The 22,947-nt window shown below is 58.3% G+C and carries 17 protein-coding genes; 13 read left to right on the plus strand and 4 right to left on the minus strand.

The window, feature by feature from the left end; genetic code table 11:
- Positions 1-32 precede the first annotated feature (32 nt).
- The 5 genes from AGR1_RS13210 to AGR1_RS13230 are packed head-to-tail and all read left to right on the plus strand — an operon-like array spanning position 33 to position 5,821.
- Positions 33-284, plus strand: a complete 252-nt coding sequence (locus AGR1_RS13210; protein ID WP_003521307.1) for an acyl carrier protein — start codon at positions 33-35, stop codon at positions 282-284.
- A complete protein-coding gene (locus tag AGR1_RS13215; RefSeq protein WP_080792613.1) occupies positions 284-1,465 on the plus strand; it encodes an acyl-CoA dehydrogenase family protein in 1,182 nt (393 codons plus the stop codon). The genes AGR1_RS13210 and AGR1_RS13215 overlap by 1 nt, the downstream gene beginning before the upstream one ends.
- 4 nt (positions 1,466-1,469) lie before the next feature.
- Positions 1,470-2,378: an amino acid--[acyl-carrier-protein] ligase gene (locus AGR1_RS13220; RefSeq protein WP_149147088.1), complete on the plus strand. Its 909-nt coding sequence runs from the start codon at positions 1,470-1,472 to the stop codon at positions 2,376-2,378.
- A gap of 6 nt (positions 2,379-2,384) precedes the next feature.
- A complete protein-coding gene (locus AGR1_RS13225; RefSeq protein ID WP_149147089.1) occupies positions 2,385-3,368 on the plus strand; it encodes a DUF1839 family protein in 984 nt (327 codons plus the stop codon).
- A complete protein-coding gene (locus tag AGR1_RS13230; protein WP_149147090.1) occupies positions 3,365-5,821 on the plus strand; it encodes a glycoside hydrolase family 2 protein in 2,457 nt (818 codons plus the stop codon). Before AGR1_RS13225 ends, AGR1_RS13230 begins: the two co-directional genes overlap by 4 nt.
- Positions 5,822-5,841: 20 nt before the next feature.
- On the opposite strand, the gene AGR1_RS13235 is transcribed toward AGR1_RS13230, so the two are convergent.
- Entirely contained in the window at positions 5,842-7,647 is a 1,806-nt protein-coding gene (locus tag AGR1_RS13235) for an alpha/beta hydrolase (protein ID WP_187772184.1), read from the minus strand.
- 344 nt (positions 7,648-7,991) lie between these two features.
- Between AGR1_RS13235 and AGR1_RS13240 the strand changes: the two genes are divergently transcribed.
- The 4 genes from AGR1_RS13240 (at position 7,992) to AGR1_RS13255 (ending at position 14,163) form a co-directional block, all read left to right on the plus strand.
- On the plus strand, positions 7,992-10,709 hold the full coding sequence (locus tag AGR1_RS13240; protein ID WP_080792595.1) for an ABC transporter ATP-binding protein: 2,718 nt from the start codon (positions 7,992-7,994) through the stop codon (positions 10,707-10,709).
- Between the two features lie 43 nt (positions 10,710-10,752).
- A complete protein-coding gene (locus tag AGR1_RS13245; RefSeq protein WP_149147092.1) occupies positions 10,753-11,208 on the plus strand; it encodes a cyclic nucleotide-binding domain-containing protein in 456 nt (151 codons plus the stop codon).
- A 190-nt stretch (positions 11,209-11,398) separates the two neighbouring features.
- A complete protein-coding gene (locus AGR1_RS13250; protein ID WP_149147093.1) occupies positions 11,399-12,259 on the plus strand; it encodes an MBL fold metallo-hydrolase in 861 nt (286 codons plus the stop codon).
- Positions 12,260-12,468: 209 nt separating this feature from the next.
- Positions 12,469-14,163 (plus strand): adenylate/guanylate cyclase domain-containing protein, encoded by a 1,695-nt coding sequence (locus AGR1_RS13255; protein ID WP_149147094.1) that lies wholly within the window; start codon positions 12,469-12,471, stop codon positions 14,161-14,163.
- A gap of 34 nt (positions 14,164-14,197) precedes the next feature.
- Here the strand turns inward: AGR1_RS13255 and AGR1_RS13260 are convergent, their stop codons facing one another.
- Complete coding sequence (locus AGR1_RS13260; RefSeq protein WP_080792582.1) at positions 14,198-14,680, minus strand: class I SAM-dependent methyltransferase; 483 nt, start codon at positions 14,678-14,680, stop codon at positions 14,198-14,200.
- 4 nt (positions 14,681-14,684) lie between these two features.
- On the minus strand, positions 14,685-16,025 hold the full coding sequence (locus tag AGR1_RS13265; RefSeq protein ID WP_187772135.1) for a nucleotide sugar dehydrogenase: 1,341 nt from the start codon (positions 16,023-16,025) through the stop codon (positions 14,685-14,687).
- 127 nt (positions 16,026-16,152) lie between these two features.
- Here AGR1_RS13265 and AGR1_RS13270 point away from each other — a divergent pair, with 127 nt between their 5' ends.
- The gene (locus AGR1_RS13270; protein WP_149147095.1) at positions 16,153-17,250 is read left to right on the plus strand and encodes a glycosyltransferase family 4 protein; all 1,098 of its coding nucleotides are present in this window, start codon (positions 16,153-16,155) and stop codon (positions 17,248-17,250) included.
- Positions 17,247-17,990 (plus strand): polysaccharide deacetylase family protein, encoded by a 744-nt coding sequence (locus AGR1_RS13275; protein WP_149147096.1) that lies wholly within the window; start codon positions 17,247-17,249, stop codon positions 17,988-17,990. The genes AGR1_RS13270 and AGR1_RS13275 overlap by 4 nt, the downstream gene beginning before the upstream one ends.
- Here the strand turns inward: AGR1_RS13275 and AGR1_RS13280 are convergent.
- Positions 17,982-18,944: a glycosyltransferase gene (locus tag AGR1_RS13280; RefSeq protein WP_162927491.1), complete on the minus strand. Its 963-nt coding sequence runs from the start codon at positions 18,942-18,944 to the stop codon at positions 17,982-17,984. The two genes, AGR1_RS13275 and AGR1_RS13280, sit on opposite strands and share 9 nt — an antisense overlap.
- 211 nt (positions 18,945-19,155) lie before the next feature.
- Between AGR1_RS13280 and AGR1_RS13285 the strand changes: the two genes are divergently transcribed.
- Positions 19,156-21,048 (plus strand): ABC transporter ATP-binding protein, encoded by a 1,893-nt coding sequence (locus AGR1_RS13285; RefSeq protein WP_080792570.1) that lies wholly within the window; start codon positions 19,156-19,158, stop codon positions 21,046-21,048.
- The gene (locus AGR1_RS13290; protein ID WP_149147097.1) at positions 21,045-22,946 is read left to right on the plus strand and encodes an ABC transporter substrate-binding protein; all 1,902 of its coding nucleotides are present in this window, start codon (positions 21,045-21,047) and stop codon (positions 22,944-22,946) included. Before AGR1_RS13285 ends, AGR1_RS13290 begins: the two co-directional genes overlap by 4 nt.
- The last annotated feature ends 1 nt before the right edge of the window (position 22,947 follow it).

The following is a 22,947-nucleotide window of genomic DNA, read 5'->3' on the forward strand; positions in this document are numbered from 1 at the left end:
CCTAATGTTGATTTCATTGGAGATACGTCGGAATGAATGCGACTATTCGTGAAATACTGGCAAAATTCGGCCAGCTTCCAACCCCCGTCGATACGATTGCAGACGAAGCCGATCTTTATGCGGCGGGCCTTTCTTCCTTTGCGTCGGTACAATTGATGCTCGGCATCGAAGAGGCATTTGACATCGAGTTCCCCGACAATCTCCTGAATCGCAAATCCTTTGCGAGCATCAGGGCGATTGAAGACACCGTTAAGCTCATTCTGGATGGTAAAGAGGCAGCCTGATGAACGTCACCGTAGCGCCGCAGGATGAAACGCTGTCCGCGCGCGCGGGCCGTGTCGCGGCAATTGCCGCCAGACATGCAGATGCGGTGGATGTCACCGGCCGCTTTCCGCAGGAAGCTGTTGATGCGCTGCGACAGGAACGTCTGCTCGGCATTCAGGTCCCCTCTTCGCTGGGCGGCGAAAGCGCTTCCTTACAGCAGATCGCCGATATCTGCGCCCGGCTCGGCCAGGCCTGTTCGGCAACCGCGATGATTTTCGCCATGCACCACATCAAGGCGTCCAGCCTGGTGGAACATGGCGAGACGAGCGCATGGCATGCCGGCTTCATGAGCCGCATCGCCAGCGAACAGCTTCTGCTCGGCTCCGCCACCACAGAAGGTGGCATCGGTGGCAATCTACGCAACTCCATCTGCGCAATCGAAGTCGAAGACGATTTCTGCCGGCTGGAAAAGGACGCCACCGTCATTTCCTATGGCAGCAATGCCGATGCCATCCTCATCACCTCGCGCGCCCACAAGGACGCCGGACCCGCCGATCAGGTGATGACGGTCTTTCTGAAAAACCAGTACACGCTCGAAAAGACCCATGTGTGGGACACGCTCGGCATGCGCGGCACCTGTTCGGATGGTTTCCTGTTCCGCGGCGAAGCGCCGGCGGCGCAGATATTTCCGAAACCCTTTGCCGAAATCGCCGCACAATCCATGCTTGCGAGCTCGCATCTCCTGTGGAGCGCCGTCTGGTACGGCATCGCCTCGGACGCCGTGCTGCGCGCCCAGTCTTTCGTCAGAGCCGCGGCGCGCAAATCGCCGGGCACCGCTCCTCCCGGCGCAATCCGCCTTGCTGAAGTTTCCACCAAGCTGCAGGTCGTGAAATCCAACATCATCGCCGGCATCAAGGCTTACGAGGACACCAAGAGTGACCCCGAAAAACTGATGTCGATGGCCTTTGCCGTCGCCATGAACAATGTGAAAATCTGCTCTTCGGAAACCATTCTCGAGATCATCGACCATGCCATGCTGGTCTGCGGCATCATGGGCTACAAAAACGGCACACCCTACAGTCTCGGCCGACACCTGCGTGATGCGCATTCCGCCCGATTGATGATTTCCAACGACCGCATTCTCGGCAATTCCGCCAATCTCCTGCTGGTTCACAAGCAGGACACCAGCCTCTTGGGATAAGACCATGGACATGCAAACATCGTTTCTCGATCGACTGTTCGAAGAAGGCCTGCTGATTGAAACCGGTGTGGACGGTCTTTATGGACGCAGCGGCCAGTTCGAGGATGTGATTGCCGCCTTCGAACGGCTTATCGACCGCACAGGCGCCGCTGACGGCGCCGAAGCGATCCGCTTCCCGCCCGGCATCAACCGCGCCTATTTCGAAAAGAGCGGTTACATGAAGAGCTTCCCGCAGCTCGCCGGCACGGTCCATTCCTTTTGCGGCTGTGAACTCGACCATGTCAGCCTGCTGAAGACGATGGACGAGGGCGGCGACTGGACCAAGGACCAGAAAGCCACCGATATTGTGCTGACGCCGGCGGCCTGCTACCCGCTCTATCCGACGATCGCCAAGCGCGGCGCGCTACCTGCCGGCGGCGGTCTCTATGACATCCAGTCCTATTGCTTCCGCCATGAGCCTTCCAAGGATCCGGCGCGCCAGCAGCTTTTCCGCATGCGCGAATATGTCTGTATGGGCACCGAGGCGAACGTCACCGAATTCCGCCAGACCTGGATGGATCGCGGCGTGGAGATGATGAAAGCGGTCGGGCTCGACGTCACCATCGATATCGCCAACGATCCCTTCTTCGGCCGCGCCGGAAAAATGCTCGCCAACAACCAGCGCGACCAGAACCTGAAATTCGAACTCTTGATCCCGGTCACATCGACGACGAACCCAACAGCCTGCATGAGCTTCAATTACCACCAGGATGCCTTCGGCCAGAAGTGGGGCCTGAACCTCGATAATGGCGATGTCGCCCATACCGCCTGCGTCGGTTTCGGCCTTGAGCGCATCGCGCTGGCGCTGTTTGCGCATCATGGCCTGGACGTGAAGAAATGGCCTGCGAAGGTCGTGGAAACGCTCTGGGGCTGATTATCAATGCGGCAGATTTTTCCCGGTCTCGACCCTAAAGACTATGTGCAGCATCCGCTCCATTCCTCCGAGAGAATGTGGCCGGAGACCAATTGCTACATCGATTTGTGGATCGAGGTGCTGGCCTCGAAGGGTCTGCCGCCAGAGGCCATGTTCGGTTTCACGCTGACGCAGGATTTCGAAGGCGACCAGTTCACCTTCTTCAAGGTGCCGCTGGAAGACCTCGAGGCGCTTTATGGCGTTCGCACCACCGAGCTTGCGATCTTCGACAGGGTGGAAAATCACATCGAGGCGCAGCTCGCACGCGGCCGCATATGCCTGATCGAGATGGACAGCTTCTATATGCCTGATACCCATGGGGTGGGCTATCGGAAAGAACACGGCAAGACCACCATCGCCATCAATCAGCTCGACCTCGAAAACCGCGAACTCGACTATTTCCACAATGCCGGCTTCTTCCACCTTGCAGGCGAAGATTTTGACGGCCTGTTCCAGCACCATCTTGCCGAGACCGACCCACCCTTCCTGCCCTATACCGAATTTGCAAAATTCGCGGATAGCAGCCCCTCGCCCGCACATATTCGCAAGACGGCCGAACGGCTCCTGAAGTTCCATTTTTCCAGACGGCCCTCCACCAATCCGGTCCGCGCTTTTGCCGGCGTTTTTCCGGCGCAGGTGGAAAAAGTCGCCGACCGACCCTTCGGTTTTTTTCACAAATACGCGTTCAATACACTGCGTCAGCTCGGCGCCAATTTCGAACTGGCGGCAAGCCACTTCGAATGGCTGGACGCGGACGGTTTTTCTGAAGCAAGAGACCACGCGCTCAAGATTTCTGAGGTTGCCAAGACCGTGCAGTTCCAGCTTGCCCGCGCCGTCACCCGCCGCAAATTTGATGCACTGGCCACCGTGCTCGATCCAGCAGCGGATGCATGGGACGGCGTAATGGAAGCGCTTTCGACTAAACTCACTGATGCCAGCGAGGCCGCGTGAGGACTTATCTTCCCGGCGAACGCGAGGAATCGCTGAGTGAAGGCTGGACGCTGACGCTGACACCGGCCAATGCCTATGAGACGCCGGCCGATATTCCCGCATCGCTCGAAAGCCTTCACGTTTCCGTTCCCGGCACCGTGGCGCAGGCTCTGGAGGCGGCCGGAAAATTCGACCGTCTCTCTCCGCGCGCCCTCAATGACAGGGATGCCTGGTACCGGCTGACAATGATTTCCGATGCCCGGGAGCGTGCCGCCCTGCGCTTCGATGGTCTCTCCACCATTGCTGAAATCTTCTTCAATGGCGAGCTGATCGCCGCGAGCCAGAGCATGTTCGAAAGGCTGGAAGTGCCGGTCGAACTCACGGGCGCGGACGAGCTTTGCATCTGCTTCCGGGCGCTTGCACCGAGACTTGAAAAAACCGGCCCCCGCGCCCGCTGGCGGCCGCAGATGATGAATACCCAGGGTTTGCGTCTGATCCGCACCACCGCACTCGGTTACATGCCCGGCTGGTGCCCGGAAATCCACGCCGCCGGCCCATGGCGGCCCATCAGTCTGATCAGACAGGAAGCTGTGCTTTGCACGCTCCGATCTTCGCTGGACGAGGCTGGAACGGGGATTGTCACCATCGCGCTGGAAACCAGCCGGCCCATAAAATCGGCACGGTTTGGCTGCGCGGGTTATAGCGCCGATCTTTCCAAGGATGAGAACGGCAAGTTTTCCGGCGAGCTCCACATACCCGATGTCGAAACATGGTGGCCGCACACCCATGGCAGGCCTGCGCTGCACGACACGCTTTTGGAACTGGACGGCGAACAACATAGGCTGGGGCGTACCGGCTTCCGGCGGGTCGAGATCGATCATGGCGAAGACGGTAAGGGTTTCGGCCTCAAGGTGAACGGTCAGCCGGTCTTCTGCCGCGGCGCGGTCTGGACAACGGCCGATATTGTGCGTCTGCCGGGAACAGGGGCTGACTACGAGCCATGGCTTAGAAAAGCCGCGGAAGCCGGCATGAACATGATCCGCATCGGCGGCACAATGGCTTATGAGACGCCGGAATTTTTCGCACTTTGCGACGAACTCGGCATCATGGTCTGGCAGGACGCCATGCTCGCCAATTTCGATTACCCGGCAAAGGACGAGAGCCTGCGCCAGCATATCGTCACGGAAATCTCGCAGTTCCTCGAAGCCACCGCGTTTTCTCCATCGCTCACCGTCTTCTGCGGCGGCAGTGAAATGTACCAGCAGGGCGCGATGCTCGGTCTGCCGGAACAGATATGGAAGGGAACGCTCACCGAGGAGGTTCTGCCGGAACTCCTTGCCGAGAAACGACCGGATGCAGCCTATGTCGCCAATTCCCCCTCCGGCGGTGCATTGCCCTTCTTTCCCAACGCCGGGGTCGGCCACTATTACGGCGTGGGCGCCTATTGCCGCCCGCTGGAAGATGCGCGCCGCGCCGATCTGCGCTTCGCCGCCGAATGCCTCGCCTTCGCCAATATTCCCGAACAGGAAACGCTGGACAAATATCTACCCGGCGTGGCCGTGCACGATCCGCGATGGAAGGCGCGCGCACCGCGGGATCGTGGGGCATCCTGGGACTTCGAGGATGTTCGCGGCCATTATGTGAACCTGCTCTACGGCGTCGAACCGGATGTTCTGCGTCGCGAAGACGGCGGCCTTTATCTCGACATGTCCCGGGCCGCCACAGCCGAGGTCATGGAGGCGACTTTCGCCGAATGGCGGCGCAGCGGCTCCTCCTGTCAGGGCGCTCTGGTCTGGACCCTGCAAGATCTCGTTCCCGGCGCAGGCTGGGGTGTCATCGATGCGACCGGCCGGCCCAAATCCGTCTGGCACGCGTTAAAAAGGGCGTTCCGCCCCATTCAGGTTAGTTTTTCCGATGAGGGCACGAACGGGCTGGATATACACCTCATCAACGAGACCGGCGGCGACCTCGAAGCCATGCTGGAACTGACCTGCCTGCGCGAAGGTGTGCAACCCGTTGTCCACGCCAAACGACCGCTCACGCTTTTACCCCGACAGAGCCAGACCATTGCCGCAACAGATTTGTTCGGCGCCTTTTTCGATACGACCTATGCCTATCGTTTCGGCCCTCCATCCCATGACGTCACCGTCGCCCGGCTTCGCGACATTGCGACAGGACATGTGATCGCCGATGCATTCCATTTCCCTCTCGGCCGTAGAAAGGCGCTGCACGCCGCAAACCTTCAGGTCGCGATCAGTGAAACGAGCGGCAACTGGTCTCTTGAAATCGGCACGGACCGACTGGCGCAATCCGTCCATGTCGAAGTGCAGGATTATTACGCCTCGGAAAACTGGTTCCATCTCGGCCCCGGCGAAACGAGAAAAATCAGCCTCCTGCCGGAGACCCCGGCGACGGAAGCTCCTCCTTCCGGAGAGGTCGTATCATTGGGTTCCAGCCGGCGATTTTCCTTCTAGGGGAAGACGGCCAGGCATTTTTACTGCAAATGCTCGAGAGCCAGCCGCTTCACCGCGTCGATATAGACTTGTCTGGCTTCCGGCGTTGAAAGATTGTGATCGGCATCGGGAATAATGGTCAGCGACACGTTCTTATAGGCCGCCAGTCCTTTGCCATTGGCGTCGAAGTAATATTGGAAGTGCTCCAGACCATCGTCGTTGTCGCTGTAGAGCAGATGAACGGCGGTATCATTCGCTTTCAATGTGTCGAACGCGCCATAGACGGCACGCCCTTCCTCGCTGCCCCTGCGGAACAGCCTCGCCGTTTTTGTTGAAAGCCTCTTGATCGTCGCCTTGACGATATTCAGCCCCGCACTTGCCACATCGACATCGCCGCTGATGAGACGCTTGAATGTCGCGCCCTGTCGAAAGCGCTGGCTGTATTCCCCGAACGAACGCGGGCGTTTGTGCAGGGCCTCATCCACCGAGCGGCCTTTGCGCCAATGGAAGACGACCGGATTGACCGCGACCACGGCGCCGATCCGCTCATCGGCGATTGCGCTGTTGAAGGCGAGATAAGCGCCGCTGCACCGTCCCGCCGCAATGAAAGGTCCCTTGCCACGCTTGCCGAGAAAATCGAGTGCGGCGGCCACGTCGTCATTTTGCGCGGTATCGTAAAGAACCTGCTCGGGCACGTTTTTGACCGGAGGGCTGTCGGCAATATTGGCGGCGTCGAAGCGAAGAGATGCCACCCCCTCGCGCGCCAATGCACGGGCCATCTGCACCGAAAGCCTGCCCCAGCCCGCATGCCGGTCATAGGCGGCGCCAAGCAGAAGAACCGAAGAAACCGCCTCCCGGCCATCCGGCCCGCAAAAAACACCGAAAAGCCGCCCGCCTTCTCCAAATTGCACCGGCTGCTCGATAAAACCGCGCCCACGCTGCGGAGCATTGACGGTGAAATCCTCCTCAGGGGTCACCGGACTCTCGGCGTGGGTCTGGGATAGGATCCAAACGACCAGCCGGTTGACCACATCGTCGGATATTTTCGAGAGCGTAGGGCTGGAGACGAGATCGTCGTAACCATAAAACTCCGCCTCCTCCACCGAACCGCCAATCGCAACGAGATGCCTGGCGAAATCGGCATCGGTTACGCGGCCTGGCCGGGAGAGCGCCAGAATGGTGTGCGCCGGAGCAGCGGTCAGATTTGAAAGATTGGCCTTCCTGATCGCATCCGCAACACCGGCGGGCATGGCCATGCCGGCAATCGATCCCGCCTCCGCCATGCGTTGCGTAGGCCGAAGACCGAGGCCGTCATCGATCATGGAGGACCACATCGCCAACTCACGCAGATAGGCGCGGCCGGAAACGACCGGCGCCAGAAGCGCCATGGAACTCACATCGGGCACATCGGCAAACGCCTGCGCAGCGATAAGGCAGCCCAGACCTTGAGCGACAACGACCACTTCGGCGCAGCCGGAAACACGCTTCAGACGGTTGAGCGCCATGCGCGCGTCTGAAATCCAGTCCGCTGCACGGCCAGCATCATCAGGATCGAAGGCGTCGCCCGCGCCCAGATAATCGAATCGCAGGCTGGCGACACCGCAAGCGGCCAACCGCTCGGCCAGCAGCCGTTGAAACTTGCGGCTGCACAGCTCCTCCATGCCCCACGGGCTGACGAAAAGAACGGCATGGCGCTGTCTGACGTCCTTGCGCGCCGGGTGGAAAATCCCGGTGAGCCCATCAAAAGAGACCGGATGCGCAACCGCCCCATTCAAGGCAATGCCGGAAAGCGACAATGCATCAAGGGACGGATCGCTGCCTGTACGCTCTGAAATATCTATCGCCATCGACCTTGCCATCATTGCGCCAGTATCTGGCTCAACCATTACGGGATCATTATATCGAAGCGTCTTACCGCCTGATCTACAATAAAAACAACAACATTAGAGAAGTCTAAAAATATAGTCGCATTTATATCCATTGCCGCCCACGCGTTGTAAAACCGAACGCCGGGATGGCGGGCAAGTCCCGGTGGGGCCGCTATTTTGCTCGAAACCGCTTGAATATACTGATAAATAGCGAGTCCCATACCTATTTGCAGGAGGAGGTTGCGCCACCCGGCCGCAGGATCGTCTAGACACCGCGCAAACCAACACCCCGGGCCACGCCCGACAGGTCATAGAAGTTTTATATGGAACAAAGCCTTACGCGTTATATCTGGTCGCACACGAGGCGGCAGCAGCTTTTCATTCTGCTGATCGTGGCTCTGTCGATGATTCCCTATTTCCTCGCCTTCGATCTGCCCAAGCAGATCGTCAACGGCCCAATTCAGGGGGATGGTTTCGAAGGGGCGAATGCGACGCAGCTTTTCATGCATCTCACGGTCGACATTCCCTATTGGGGCACCGTAACATTATTCCCGGGGCTTGAACTCGACCGCATGTCGATGCTGATGGCGCTAAGCCTGACGTTCCTTGCGCTTGTTATCGTCAACGGGCTCTTCAAATATTACATCAACACATATAAGGGCCGCCTAGGCGAACGGCTTCTGCGACGTATCCGCTTCGAGCTCATCGACAAGATTTTGCGTTTCCCGCCCTCGCATTTCAAGCGGGTCAAGGGCGCTGAAATCTCCAGCATGGTGAAGGACGAGGTGGAACCGCTCGGCGGATTTACCGGTGACGCCTTCGTGCAGCCGGCCCTTCTCGGCGGCCAGGCGCTCTCTGCGCTCTTCTTCATTCTCGTGCAGAATTTCTGGCTGGGCCTGATCGCGGCTTTCATGGCCGCCATACAGGTAGGCATCATTCCCAAAATGCGCCGCCGCCTTATCGAACTCGGACGTCAGCGGCAGCTGAGTGCGCGCCAGCTTGCCGGGCGCATCGGCGAAATGGTTGACGGTATCGGCACCATCCACGCCTATGACACGTCCAATTACGAGCGCGCGGATGCTGCGCACCGGCTCGGCGACATTTTCAAGATCCGCTACGATCTCTATCAGTGGAAGTTCCTGGTCAAGTTCATCAATAACTTCCTCGCCCAGCTCACGCCCTTCTTCTTTTATGCGCTTGGCGGTTATCTCACACTGAAGGGCAGCCTTGATGTCGGGCAGCTGGTCGCCGTCATCAATGCCTACAAGGAATTGCCGGGGCCCCTGAAAGAACTGATTGACTGGGATCAGGCGCGTCAGGACGTGCAGGTGAAATACGAGCAGGTCTTCGAGCAATTCGACGCCCCGAACATGATCGACGAAAAGGTGCAGAAACTGTCTCCCGGCGCAGTCGCGGCGATCACCGCCCCGATCGTCGTCGCCAATCTGACGCTCGAGGACGATAGCGGCAGCCGGCTTCTGGAACAGGCATCACTGAAGGTCGAACCGGGCGAGGTTATCGCCATCGTCGGCGGCTCAGGCGCCGAGGCGCTGGCGGATGCAATCGGCCGCACGCTCTGGCCGACCTCGGGCAAGATCAGCATCAATGACGTCGATATATTGGAACTGCCGGAATCGCTGACCGGAAGACGCATTTCCTACGTCTCCTCCGACAGCTATTTCTTCCACGCCAGCCTGAAGGACAATCTGCTTTACGGCCTCAAACACGCCCCCCTTGCGGACAAGAACTATGAGGGCGCCGCGTTGGAACACCGCAAGTGGGAAATCCGTGAAGCCAGGATGGCGGGCAATCTGCTGATCGATATCAACAGCGAATGGATCGACTACGCCTCAAGTCCTGCAGGTGATGGCAAGCCGGAGAATCTCATCCGGGCCATTCTGGCCGTCCTCGACAGCGTGGAACTGTCGCAGGATATTCTCGAATTTGCGCTGCGTTCGTCTATCGATCCTTTGACGGACCTGCATCTTGCCGCCCGCATGGTGGAACTCAGGCATGTCCTGCGCACCGAGCTGGAAAAGGAAAATCTGAGCGGACTCATCGCACCTTTTGAACTGGAGAGCTATAACAGCGAGGCGACGGTCGGCGAAAACCTGCTGTTCGGCACCATGCGGGACTCCTCCCAGACAATCAGAACCGTCATCGAGAGCGACTATTTCCGTTCGCTGATGCGCGAAACCGGCCTCGTCAAAACCCTGTTCGAAATGGGCTACACGATTGCCGAGAACATCGTGGAAATCTTCGCCGATCTGCCAGGAGACCACCCCTTCTTCCAGCAGCTCACCTTCATGACGCCAGACGACATTCCGGTCTATCAGCAGATGCTGCAACGACTTCAGGGAAAGGGTTTCGACGAGGCCAATGAAAGTGAAAAGCGCGCAATGCTGCGGTTGAGCTTTTTCTACATAGAACCTCGCCAGCGTTTCGGCCTGCTGTCACCGGAGATCATGGACCGGATCGTCGAAGTCCGGCACATGTTCCACGAGAACCTGCCCGACAGCCTGAAAAACGTAATCGAAATCTACGATCCGACCAAATATATGAGCGCCACCAGCCTGCTGGACAATATTCTCTTCGGCAAGGTCAGTCACCGCTATACTGACGCCTCACGGCGCATCACCCGCATCGTCGCAGATGTCATGCGCAAGCAGGGTGTCTATGAACGTGTGCTGGCCGTGGGGCTGGACTTTAACCTCGGCGCCGGCGGCAAGCGCCTTGGCCCGCTGCAACGCCAGAAACTCAACCTTGCCCGCGCATTGATCCGCAAATCCGATTATTACGTCTTCAACCGCCCCCTCCCCGGCCTCGACCCCCGACAGCAGGAAGAAATTGTCGAACGGGTCATCACACTCCTGAAACAGAACAACAATAACCCCTCGATCATGTGGGTTCTCTCGAATGCACATCTTTCACGCATGTTCGAGCGGGTGATCGTTGTTCACCAGGGCCTGATCACGGCTGACGGAAGTTACGAGACTCTCGCCGAGGAAAACGGTACATTCAAGGACATGGTCGCAACATAAGTTCAAGAATGTGACCGAGGTGGAACAAGAACAGGGTAAGTCAATGCTGTTTAAAGACGAAATTCAGATGCTGAAAAGGGTGCCGTTTTTTTCGGAAATGGAGCCGTCAAAGCTCAAGCTGCTCGCATTCGCGTCCGACCGGGTATCCTATCATGCTGGCGACGTGCTGTTTCATCAGGGAGATGTCGGCGATGCGGCTTATGTCCTCCTGACTGGCAAAGTCGATGTTCTCGTCGATTCCCCTTCGGGCAAGCTAAAAGTGGCTGAAATGACCGGTAACGCCATTGTCGGCGAAATCGCCATCCTCTGCGACAGCGTCAGAACCGCAACCGTTCGCGCCTCCACCAATGTCGAGGCCCTGCGCATCGGAAAGGAGCAGTTTTTCAAGCTCATGTCAGATTTCCCCGACATCACAATCAAGGTCATGCGCGTTCTGGCGGAACGCCTCACCCAGACGACGACCGAACTGACCAAAGCACGGGCGGCCGCCAAAACATAATCAACAATTCCTTGCTACCGTGAATGGCGATATTGGAAAAATAAATGTCGTACTATTGCAATATAAATGAAATGCTGACTGAATAAGGGGTAAAGGCAGCCGCTCCTACGAGGGCGGATATAAGAATCTATAGAGACAACGGGCTTCATGGGAGGAAGCGTGCAAGATTCCGTTGTTATTGGGGTGTGCTATGGCGTTGGATTCCGACACAACACGTCGGGAAAGTAATAGAAATTTTCGGGTAAAAATCTGGGGTGCGCGGGGAACGCTTCCTGTTTCAGGTGAAAACTTCCGAAAATACGGTGGGAATACCATCTGCATTGAGGTGAGATGCGGCGATCACGTTCTTTTGTTCGATGCGGGTTCCGGCTTGCATCCTGCTGGCCTTGCCCTGCGGGCGGAAGGCATTACTGACGTCAACCTGTTCTTCTCGCATTGTCATTACGACCACATTGTCGGCTTTCCCTATTTCAAGCCCTTTTATAACAGCTCCAACGATGTCGCCATCTGGTCTGGTCACCTCGCTGGCACCATGACCACACGGGAAATGCTCAAGGACTTCATGAGCCCGCCGTGGTTCCCCGTGCCGCTGGAAATTTGCTGCGCAAAAATCGACACGCGGGACTTCATGCCGGGTGACGCGCTCGATGTGCATCCCGGCCTTTCGATCAGGACCGGAATGCTCAATCATCCCGGCAACGCCGTCGGATACCGGTTGGACTGGGAAGGAAAGTCCCTCGCCATCATCACCGATACCGAACATGAGCCGGGCAGCATCGACGAAACTGTGCTCGATCTGATCAGGGACGTCGATCTTTTCCTTTATGATGCCATGTTCACCGATGAGGAAATGAGCCTTTATCGCGGCTATGGCCATTCGTCCTGGCAACAGGCGATCCGCCTCGCCAAGCACGCCGGCGCAAAAAATGTCGGCTTCATCCACCACGCCCCAAGCCGCAGCGACGAAGAACTGGAAAATATCGAAAAACAGGCGAAAGCCCAGTTCAGCGGCGCGTTCGCGGCCATGGATGGCCAGATCATCGAGCTCTGACGCAATCTGGCTTCGGCGAAGTTGACCTGTCCGAACGCGTTTTCGAAACGCTGATTTCGACATACCTTGCCATGCGGGCGTTCGAACACGCACAATTGACCGTTCCCGATCGATTGCTCCACGATATTGCCACGAGACGGCCTGCAATAAGGGTGCCACCACTTACGACATGATGATTCTGCGCCGAATGACCACATGATGGGATTTGCATGATCCGTTTCTTTTCGGAGACCAATTTGAGACGCGCCCGGATTTTATCCGGCCTCATCATATTTGCTTTCGTATTTTCCCACCTTTTCAATCACTCTCTCGCACTCATCTCCATCGATACCGCCGAACGGGCGCGAAAATGGTTCAGCCTGATCTGGCTCAATCCCGTCAGCAGCCTGCTTTTTTATGGTTCGGTTGTGCTGCATGTCTGTCTTGTTTTACGCTCGCTTTATTTGCGCAGAACACTGCGCATGCCGCTCCGCGAAGCACTTCAGGTCATCTTCGGTCTGTCGATCCCGTTCCTGATCATCGGCCACGCCGTCAATATCCGCGTGTCACACATGCTTTATGGCATCGACGTCGGTTATTACTCGGTCATCCGCAGGCTGTGGATCAACAACCCGATACAGGGCGCCTGGCAAAGCCTGGCCTTGATCGTGATCTGGGTCCACGGATGCATTGGCCTCTATTTCTGGCTGCGTTACCGGGACTGGTATCCGCGAATAGCCGGGCTGTTTATGACGGTGGCCGTGATGCTGCCGCTTTTGGCGCTGCTGGGCTTCAGCGATGCCGGTCGATGGCTGGCGGAAATAGACAAAAAATACGCGCTTCCGCCCGGACTTGTCGACAATACGATTCAAAAGGACGAGCTGTCGCTGCAGCGGGAAATGGAAACACGGATCCGTTTCATCACGGGCACAGCGGAGACGCTGTTCGTCGGCGCGGTGATGCTGGCCTTCGCCATGCGTGGCGTACGCAGCTTTCGGCAACGATTGACGGCGATAGAAATCCGCTATGAACATGGCGCGCAGGCGCATGTACCGGCCGGTCTCAGCATTCTGGAAGCGAGCCGCCTTGCCGGAATTCCGCATTACTCCGTCTGCGGCGGCAAAGGACGCTGCTCAACCTGCCGGGTCAAGGTTCTGAACAGCAAAGGCCCGCTACCGCCACCGGGAGACATCGAGCAAACCACATTAAGGCGCATCCATGCCGATTCCGATGTCCGGCTCGGCTGCCAGCTACGACCCGCCAGCGATATTGATATCGCGCTTCTGGTTTCGCCGCCCCAGCAGAGCGACCTGCCGGCCGATGCACAACCGGCTCGCCCCGGCCGGGAAGAAGAAATCGCCATCCTCTTTTGCGATCTGCGCAACTTCACCACGCTTTCCGAAGCGAAGCTGCCCTATGATGTCGTCTTCCTTCTCAATCGCTATTTCACCATCGTCGGCCAGGCCGTAGAGCAGGCGGGAGGCCATCTCGACAAATTCATCGGCGATGGCGCCATGGCGCTTTTCGGACTTGGCGAGGACGCGGAACATGCCTGCCGCAAAGCCATGAAGGCGGCCGCGACCATATTGCGGGATATCGCAACCCTGAACGAGGGGCTGGAGAAACAATTCGCCGTCCGCCTGGAAGTCGTCGTCGGCATTCATTCCGGTCCTAGCATCGTTGGCGTCATGGGATATGGCGCGGCCAAAACCCTCACAGCCATCGGCGATACCGTCAACGTGGCAAGCAGGCTCGAATCCAAGGCCAAGGAATTCGGCGCAGCCATCGTTGTTTCCGAACCGGCCATCATTCAGGCGGGACAGGAGATTGCCGATCTCAGAAGCGAAGAAATCGCCATCCGCGGCCGCAACTCGCAAATGAAAGTCTTCCTGCTCTCGAAAGAAGAGAGCGAGCGCTATTTATGAAAAAGCGCCGACACACTCGTTGGGCCGTCCGATCTCAAATCTTGCGATAGAGAAAATAACGGTCCGTCGGTACGCTTGCCGGCACCGGCAAAGGCTTCAGCATGGGATGATCCAGAGGCAGGCCGCTGACCGCGAGACCGCCTTTCGCCAGCATGCCCGCCGCAAGATCGGGCAACCATGTGAGGGTGACGGCATCCTTTTCCGGATAACCCGTGCCGATATCGGCATGCACGAACGCCGCTTCCTTGCCGATGAAAGCTGGAGCGGTTTGCGATATTTCACCGATCACCAGATCTTCCTGCGCCGGAACGGAGGAAGCGTGCGCACCCATGGCCCTGTCGAAAGCGACGATGCGGCGGTTGGGAAACAGCTCCCGCAGATGATTGAAAGTGCGCCCGTTGCCAAGACCAATTTCCATAAGCGCGCCTTCACCCGGCAGATCGAGATCCGCTGCGACATGGTTGAGGATATCCCGCTGCGCGGTCAGCCGGCGGATGAAACTATCGAGTCTGCTCATGTTATCAGGCCTTGATGATGTGTTTTGCAGCCATATCCCGCCGCGCGAAAACATTTCGCGTGTCAATGATAAGCGGCGCCCATTCGCTTAGAGCGGCATAATCGACGTTGTCATGGTCGGTCGCAACGAGAACGGCGTCGAAAGCGCCGATCGCCTCCCTTTCCCACGGCACGGATTTCATGCCCATCAGATGGCTATACTCCCGGGTTTTCGGGATTTCTGCAACAAAGGGGTCGAAATAGGCCGCTTCGCCGCCACGCTCCTGAATAATCTCGATGAGCTTCAGCGATGGGCTTTCGCGAATGTCAGGCACATTCTTTTTATAGGCGAGGCCGACGACCAGCACCTTCGAACGGCTGAGCGCCTTACCGGAATGAATATCGAGCGCCTCCGCGACCCGCCCGATGACATGACGCGGCATGCCGGTATTGATCTCTCCGGCCAGCTCGATGAATCGCGTCGGCAATTCATATTCGCGCGATTTCCAGGTGAGATAGAACGGGTCGATCGGTATGCAATGGCCGCCGAGACCCGGACCGGGATAAAACGGCATGAAACCGAACGGCTTGGTCTTCGCCGCATCGATCACTTCCCAGATGTCGATACCCATTGCCTCGTAGACGACCTTGAGTTCGTTGACCAGTGCGATATTGACGGCACGGAAGACGTTTTCGGTAATTTTTACCGCCTCGGCCGTAGCGTTTGTCGAGACGGGGACGATCTTTTTGACCACCGAACCGTAAAATGCGGCCATCAGCTTTCCGGCCGCCTCGCCATCGCCAGCGACAACCTTTGGAATGGTCGAGGTCTCGAAATCGCGATTGCCGGGATCTTCCCGTTCAGGTGAAAAGCCGATGAAGAAATCGACGCCGGAGACAAGCCCGGTACTTTCCAGAATGGTCTTCACCACCCCGTCAGTCGTGCCGGGATAGGTGGTCGATTCCAGAACCACGAGCTGTCCCTTGCGCAGATGGGCGGCAATATCGCGGCAGGTCTTTTCGACATAAGAAAGGTCCGGCTCGCGATATTTCGTCAGGGGCGTGGGCACGCAGATGGCGATGACATCGCATTCGGCCAGCCTGGAGAAATCCGAGGTGGCGACAAAACCTTCATCCTGTCTCACACTCGCCAGCACCTCATCGGAAACGGCCTCGATATAGCTGCGCCCGGCCTCGATCGCGGTAATTTTGCCGGGATCGATATCGAAACCGACAACCTTGAAACCGCCCCTGGCGATCGTCATGGCAAGCGGCAGACCGACATAGCCGAGGCCGATCACCCCCGCTTTGGCGCTTTTGTTTTCAATACTGGAAAGCAGGTTCCGGGAGATGTCTGGGGAAGTCAAAGCGTGTCACGCTCCGCGCATGTGCAAAAGATGTCTTTCAGTTGGGCAAGAATGACGGACCTGTCAAGGCTCGGGCCTTTCAAATTCCGGTTGACGCGCGAGCCGCTGGCAACGCACAACCATCGCCATGAAGATCGCCTTTTATGCGCCGTTCAAATCTCCCAACCATCCCGTTCCCTCCGGCGACCGGCTGATGGCTCGCCTGTTGATGAAAGCGATGACGATTGGCGGTCACGATGTTTCCGTCGCCTCGGAACTGCGCAGTTTTCTGAAACAGGCGGATGCCCCGGCAAGAGCCTTGCTCGCCGATGAGGCCGAGCGGGAAGTCGAGGTCATCATGCGGCGCTGGGAGCGGGAGGGCGTGCCGGATCTCTGGTTTTGTTACCACCCCTATTACAAGGCGCCGGACTTGCTTGGACCGGAACTGGGCAGACGTTTTAGCATCCCCTATGTCACCGCCGAAGCGTCCTACTCGCCGAAGCGAAATGGGATGGGATGGCAGGCGGTTCAGGATGGGTTGCTGGCCGCATTGAACGCCGCCGCCATCAATATCTGCTTCACAGCGCGGGATCGTGAAGGCCTCGTGCGGGCCTCGCCCGCCCTTCGCTGGGCCATGCTGCCGCCCTTTATCGACGCCGGGGCTTTTCTCAAGAACACGCCCAAGCCGACACCTGCAAGGCTCATCACCGTCGCCATGATGCGGGCGGGTGACAAGCTCGACAGCTACCGCGCCCTTTCCGAAGCGCTCGCCCTGTTGCCGCAGGATGTCGACTGGACGCTGGATATCGTCGGCGACGGACCGGAACGCACGGCCGTGCAGGCCATGTTCAGCGCGTTTCCCAATCGCCGTCTCGTCTGGCACGGGGAAAAAACCGCGACCGAGATCGCCATGCTTCTTTCAAAAGCCTCTCTCTATGTCTGGCCGGGCCATGGCGAGGCCTATGGTCTCGCCTATCTCGAGGCGCAGGCTGCCGGCCTGCCCGTTGTGGCCGAAGAAGTGGCTGGCGTCCCCGAAGTGGTAAAATCCGGCGCCACAGGATTACTGACACCAGAAAATGATAGAGCCGCCTATGCCGACGCGATTAAAACTCTGCTCGGCGACGACACACAGCGCGAAGAACTGGCGCAGGCGGCCCGGCAGTTCGTCGGGAATGAACGGTCTCTGGAAAACGCCGCAAAAGAACTGAACCATATACTGCTGCAAGCAAAGGCGCGAACATCATGAGTCTGGAAAAACTCGTTGCGGCACTCGACGAATGCGGGCGGCGCGGCATATCCGCCGATCTCTGGCTCCGGGACGACGATGCGGTGGAGCCGACGCCCGCGCTCGACACGTTGCTGGATCTTTGCAGCGGCTTTTCCGCTCCGGTCACGCTCGCGGTCATTCCCGAGATGACGACCGATAAGCTCGCACGGCATCTGGATGTGTCGGACATTGCTCAGGTCGCCGTGCATGGCTGGTCCCATACGAATTATGCCAGCGAGAAGGAAAAGAAACAGGAACTCGGATCGCATCGCGATCCCGCTGTCGTTCTCGATGAATTGCAATCCGGACTGGATAAACTCCACGACCTGCATGGCGGGCGTTTAGTGCCGATGCTCGTGCCGCCGTGGAACCGCATAGATGCCGGTATCGTGAAGGCACTCGCGGGCCTCGGATATCGCGCCCTATCCGTTTTCGGCCCGGAGAAAAGCACCCTGCCGCCCTGCCTGAACACCCATGTCGATGTGATCGACTGGCGCGGCAGCCGCGGTGTGCGCGACGACGACGTGCTCTTTGCGGAAACCGCCGCCCGCATCCTGATGACCGCCGAAAACGGCGGCACGACCGGCATCCTTACCCACCATCTCGTCCATGATGACAATGTCTGGCGCTTTCTGAGACGGCTTTTCGAGGTAACCACCGATCATCCCGCCGCCCGCTGGCGCTCTTCAAGAGACCTCATCGACGAAATCTCACCATGATTTCCAGGCGATCAGCAACCCGCTCGCCTCAGTGGAAAGTTCCCGCCTGACCGCTTCCACCGTCTCAAATGGGGCGCGATCGGGAAGGGACACGGCAACGAACCCCGCCGGCGCGAGGCTGATGCTCCCCGCCCGGGCGATGATGGTGAAGATCAAGGGACCGGTCGACCACCAGGCGGGCGCTCGTGGCATGTCTTCGATAATTCCGGGAAAGGCTTCCAGCATCCTGCTGAAAACAGGATGTCCGGCAGGCGCTGCTATGAAGGAATTGGCAAGCAGCATGCTGCCCCGCCCCGTGTCCCGCGGGGTTTTTTCGTCAAACGCCGTCAGCCCCGTCAGAGGCAGGAATGTATCGAAACTCACATCGTCCCGTGCCGGATACCAGTCGCAATCGAGATAGATACCGCCAAACCGCTCCAGCAGCATATAACGGGCCACATCCACCGCGCCCGGATAATCGCCCTTGTCCAGCATGGTTTTGAAGACGCCGTTGGAAAACACACCTTCCCGCTCAAGATCGGCCTCCCGCCAGAGCCGATACTCGTAACCATGGTTCGAAGCGTGGGCGGCCCATGCCTCAACCGAGACCGGCGGAGCTTTCTCCCCGATCCATATCTGGTGGATGAGCCTTGGTACATCTTCACGGCTTTTGACGCTGATCGCGCGACGGTCTTGCGTGGAAAACCGCGCATATTTCTCCAGCACCTGCGGCGGCGGCACCAGCGTATATTGATAACCGATCTTGGTGATCACATCGCCCTCGGCCTTGGCGAGGCGCAGCCTTGCCGCATGCAAGCGGCGCGGCAGGCCGAGCACCGTCCGCTCACCCATCAGGTGGCTGTCCTTTGCTGCAACCAGCGATAAGAGAAGCGCATTGGCTTCCGCATACTGGCCGCCATTTTGCAACTGCCGGGCTTTATCCAGCTGGGCGTCGTAATATTTCTTGTCGGACATGGACCCTCATCCAGAAACGCACGTTAACATATCGCCAAACAAAAGGCGTCAGGCAAGCCGTCGTGTTTCGGAAGCCGGCTTCGAATTTGCTAAACAATTCGATGTTTCAGAGGCATAGACAGACAACAAACCCTGCGATAACGTTGATTTAAGCCCTCCTAAGCAAATTGTCACAACGCAACGATAAAGAGACGGCAAGGAACCCTTTGGCATGAGCGCAGGCGCAGATTTGCTCCGTATTGAAAATCTGCAGGTCTCGTTTTCTCTCATGGGCGGCACCATCGATGCCGTCAGGGGCACAAGCCTTCGCATTCTTCCGGGGAAAGTCACAGCGCTCGTCGGCGAGTCCGGTTCGGGAAAATCCGTCATCGGCCAGACCATCATGGGCATCCATCCCAAGACGGCGCGTGTGAATGGACGCGTGCTATTCACCGATCCGGAAAATGCCGCGGCCGGCCCTGTCGATCTGCTACAATTGCCGAAGGACGGCCGGGAAATCCGTTCGATACGCGGAAATCGCATCGGCCTGATCTTTCAGGAGCCGATGACGTCTTTCTCGCCGCTGCACACCATCGGCAATCAGATCGACGAGGCGCTCAGGATTCACAGCATCCTGTCGCCGGCCGAACGTGCGGAAAAAATGCATGAAACGCTCGATCTTGTGGGGTTTTCCAAACCCAAGAAGGTCGTGAACATGTATCCCTTCGAGCTGTCAGGCGGCATGCGCCAGCGCGCCATGATCGCCATGGCGCTGATCTGTCGTCCCGCACTTCTGATCGCCGACGAGCCGACAACGGCGCTGGATGTGACGATACAGGCACAAATCCTCAAGCTGCTGCATGACCTCCAGAGCCGCCTGAATATGAGCATGCTGCTCATCACCCACGATCTCGGCGTGGTGGCGAACATCGCCGATGAGGTCGCCGTGATCTATCAGGGCGAGATCATGGAGGCCGGAACCGTTGACGACATTTTCAGGGCGCCGGCCCATCCCTATCTCAAGGGCCTGATGGCAGCCGTGCCCCATTTCGACATGAAGCCCGGCGAAAGGCTGAAGGCGCTGCGCGAAATCAACATCGACCACGAAAGCCTCGTCGGCAAAAAGACGGCCGCAGTCAATAAAACTCCCGGCCCGCTCCTGACCGTGAACAATATCAGCAGGACCTTCACTACCCGTAAATCGAGCTGGTTCAGCAAAGGCGCCGCTAACGCCACCAAGGCTGTCGACAGCGTCAGCTTCGAAATCCGACGTGGCGAATGTCTCGGACTGGTCGGCGAAAGCGGCAGCGGCAAAACTACAGTCAGCAAAATCCTCATGCGCGCCGTTCGCCCGGATGAAGGTTCGGTGACCTTTCACCGGCCTGAGGGCGACATCGATGTCCTCAATGCCAGGGATGGAGACCTGAAAGAGCTGCGGTCGAAGATACAGATGGTCTTTCAGGACCCGATATCCTCGCTGTCTCCGCGCATGACCGTGGGCAACATCCTGAGCGAACCGCTGGAAATCCATGGGCGGGGTGACGCGAAATACCGCGCGGAGAAAGTTCGCGGTCTCGTCAGGGCCATCGGGCTGGGAGAAAGCGCGCTCAACCGTTATCCCCACAGTTTCTCGGGCGGACAGAGGCAGCGTATCGGCATCGCCAGGGCATTGGCGCTCGGTCCCGAACTTCTCATCTGCGACGAACCCGTTTCCGCCCTCGATGTCTCCGTACAGGCGCAAATCCTCAATCTTCTGAAGGATTTGCAGCAGGATCTCGGGCTGACATATCTCTTCATTTCGCACAATCTCGCGGTGGTGGACTATATGGCCGACCGCGTGGCGGTGATGTGCGAAGGCCGCATCGTGGAACTGGCACCGCGCGAAATCCTGATGCGCTCTCCGGTCCATCCCTATACCAAATCCCTGCTGGCGGCCGTGCCTTTCCCCGATCTCGACCGTCCGCTCGATTTCCGCACCATAGGCAAGATCAGCGCGACGGGCAAATTCGACTGGGGCAAACAGTTCCGCGACGAGGGTAATGGCCACATGATTTCCGCCGATCTCGGCGAAGGCCATTTCGTGCTTGCAAACGGCAATGCCGATATCCGGGAGCTTCGCCCTTGATCACGCGCCGCACCACCCTTGCCCTCCTGGCTTCAGTCTTCCTGCCGGCCTATGCGCGGGCCGCCTATACCGACCCCGGCTATTTCAAGGAAAAACGGGAAAAGGGCGAATTGCCCGACGTGGCTGAACGCCTGCCGAAAAACCCGCGCGTCATCGACATGAAAGCGCTTGGCCGCGAGCCGGGAAAACATGGCGGCTCGGTGCGTATGCTCATTGGCGGCCAGCGCGACATTCGCCTGATGCCGATCAGCAGCTATGCCCGTCTTGTCGGTTATGACGAGAAGTTCGAGCTGCATCCGGATATTCTCGAAAGCTACGACGTTCAGGAAGAACGCATCTTCACCTTCAAGCTGCGCGAAGGCCACAAATGGTCCGACGGCAGTGATTTCACCTCCGAGGATTTCCGCTATTTCTGGGAGGACGTCGCGCTCAACAGGGAAATCCACAAGGGCGGCCCGCCGATCGAACTTCTGGTCAACGAGAAGCCGCCGCTTATCGAAGTCATCGACCGGCAGACGGTGCGCTACACCTGGGATGGCCCCAATCCGGATTTTCTGGCGAAACTCGCAGCGGCCTCACCGGCGCGGCTGTTCCTGCCCGCCGCCTATATGAAACAGTTCCACGTCAAATATCAGACGCCGGAAAAGCTCGCCAAGCTGATCAAGAAAAACAAGGCGGATGACTGGAGCGGCCTGCACATCAAGATGTCGCGGCAGGTTCGTCCGGAAAATCCCGATCTGCCGACTCTCGACGCCTGGCGCAACACCACCGCGCCGCCGGCCGAGCAATTCGTGTTCGAACGCAATCCCTATTATCACCGCGTCGACGAAAACGGCCTGCAACTGCCCTATCTCGACCGCTTCCTGCTCAACGTCACCTCATCCGATATCATCTCGGCCAAAACGGCGTCCGGCGACAGCGATCTGCAATACTTCGGCCTCGATTTCGCCGATTACACCTTCTTGAAGGATGCCGAAAAGCGCTTTCCCCTGAAGGTAAACCTCTACAAGCGCTCTCAGGGCTCACGCATCGCGCTTTTGCCCAATCTCAATTGCGCCGACACGGTCTGGCGCAGCGCTTTTCAGGACGTGCGCGTGCGCCGGGCGCTATCGCTCGCGATAAACCGGCACGAAATCAACATGGTCTGCTTTTACGGGCTGGCAAAGGAAAGCGCCGATACCGTTCTGCCGGAAAGCACGCTTTACCGGCAGGAATTCGCGGATGCCTGGAGCGCTTTCGATCGGGCGGCGGCCAACAGGCTGCTTGACGAAGCAGGTCTCGACAAGCGCGACGATGCCGGCCTTCGGCTTCTGCCGGATGGTCGTCCGGCCTATATTATCGTCGAGACGACGGGCGAAAGCACGCTCGAAACCGACGTGATGGAACTGGTGACGGATCACTGGCGACATATCGGTATTGCGGTTTCCGTCCGCCCCACCCAGCGCGATGTCTTCCGCAAGCGCGCCATGGGCGGCGAAGTGCTGATGTCGGTATGGATGGGCATGGACAACGGTGTTCCGACACCAGACATGCTGCCTTCCGGCCTCGCCCCCACCGGCGATGACCAGCTGCAATGGCCGGTCTGGGGTGTGCATTATCTTTCGGGCGGCCGCGAGGGCAAGGAGCCCGATCTGCCGGAGGCGGCGCACCTGCTCGATCTGCTGAAAAAATGGCGCAGAAGCGTCACCGAGGAAGAGCGCGAGGCCATCTGGCTGGAAATGCTGGAGATTTATACGCAGCAGGTATTTTCCATCGGCATCGTCAACGGCGCGCTGCAACCCGTCGTTCACGTCAAACGCATGCGAAACGTGCCGGAAAAAGCGATTTTCGGTTACGAGCCCACATCCTATCTCGGCGTCTATATGCCGGATAGCTTCTGGTATGACGGAGACGCCTGAT

This window comes from Agrobacterium sp. B1(2019) (assembly GCF_008274755.1).
Classification (GTDB): Bacteria; Pseudomonadota; Alphaproteobacteria; order Rhizobiales; family Rhizobiaceae; genus Agrobacterium; species Agrobacterium salinitolerans.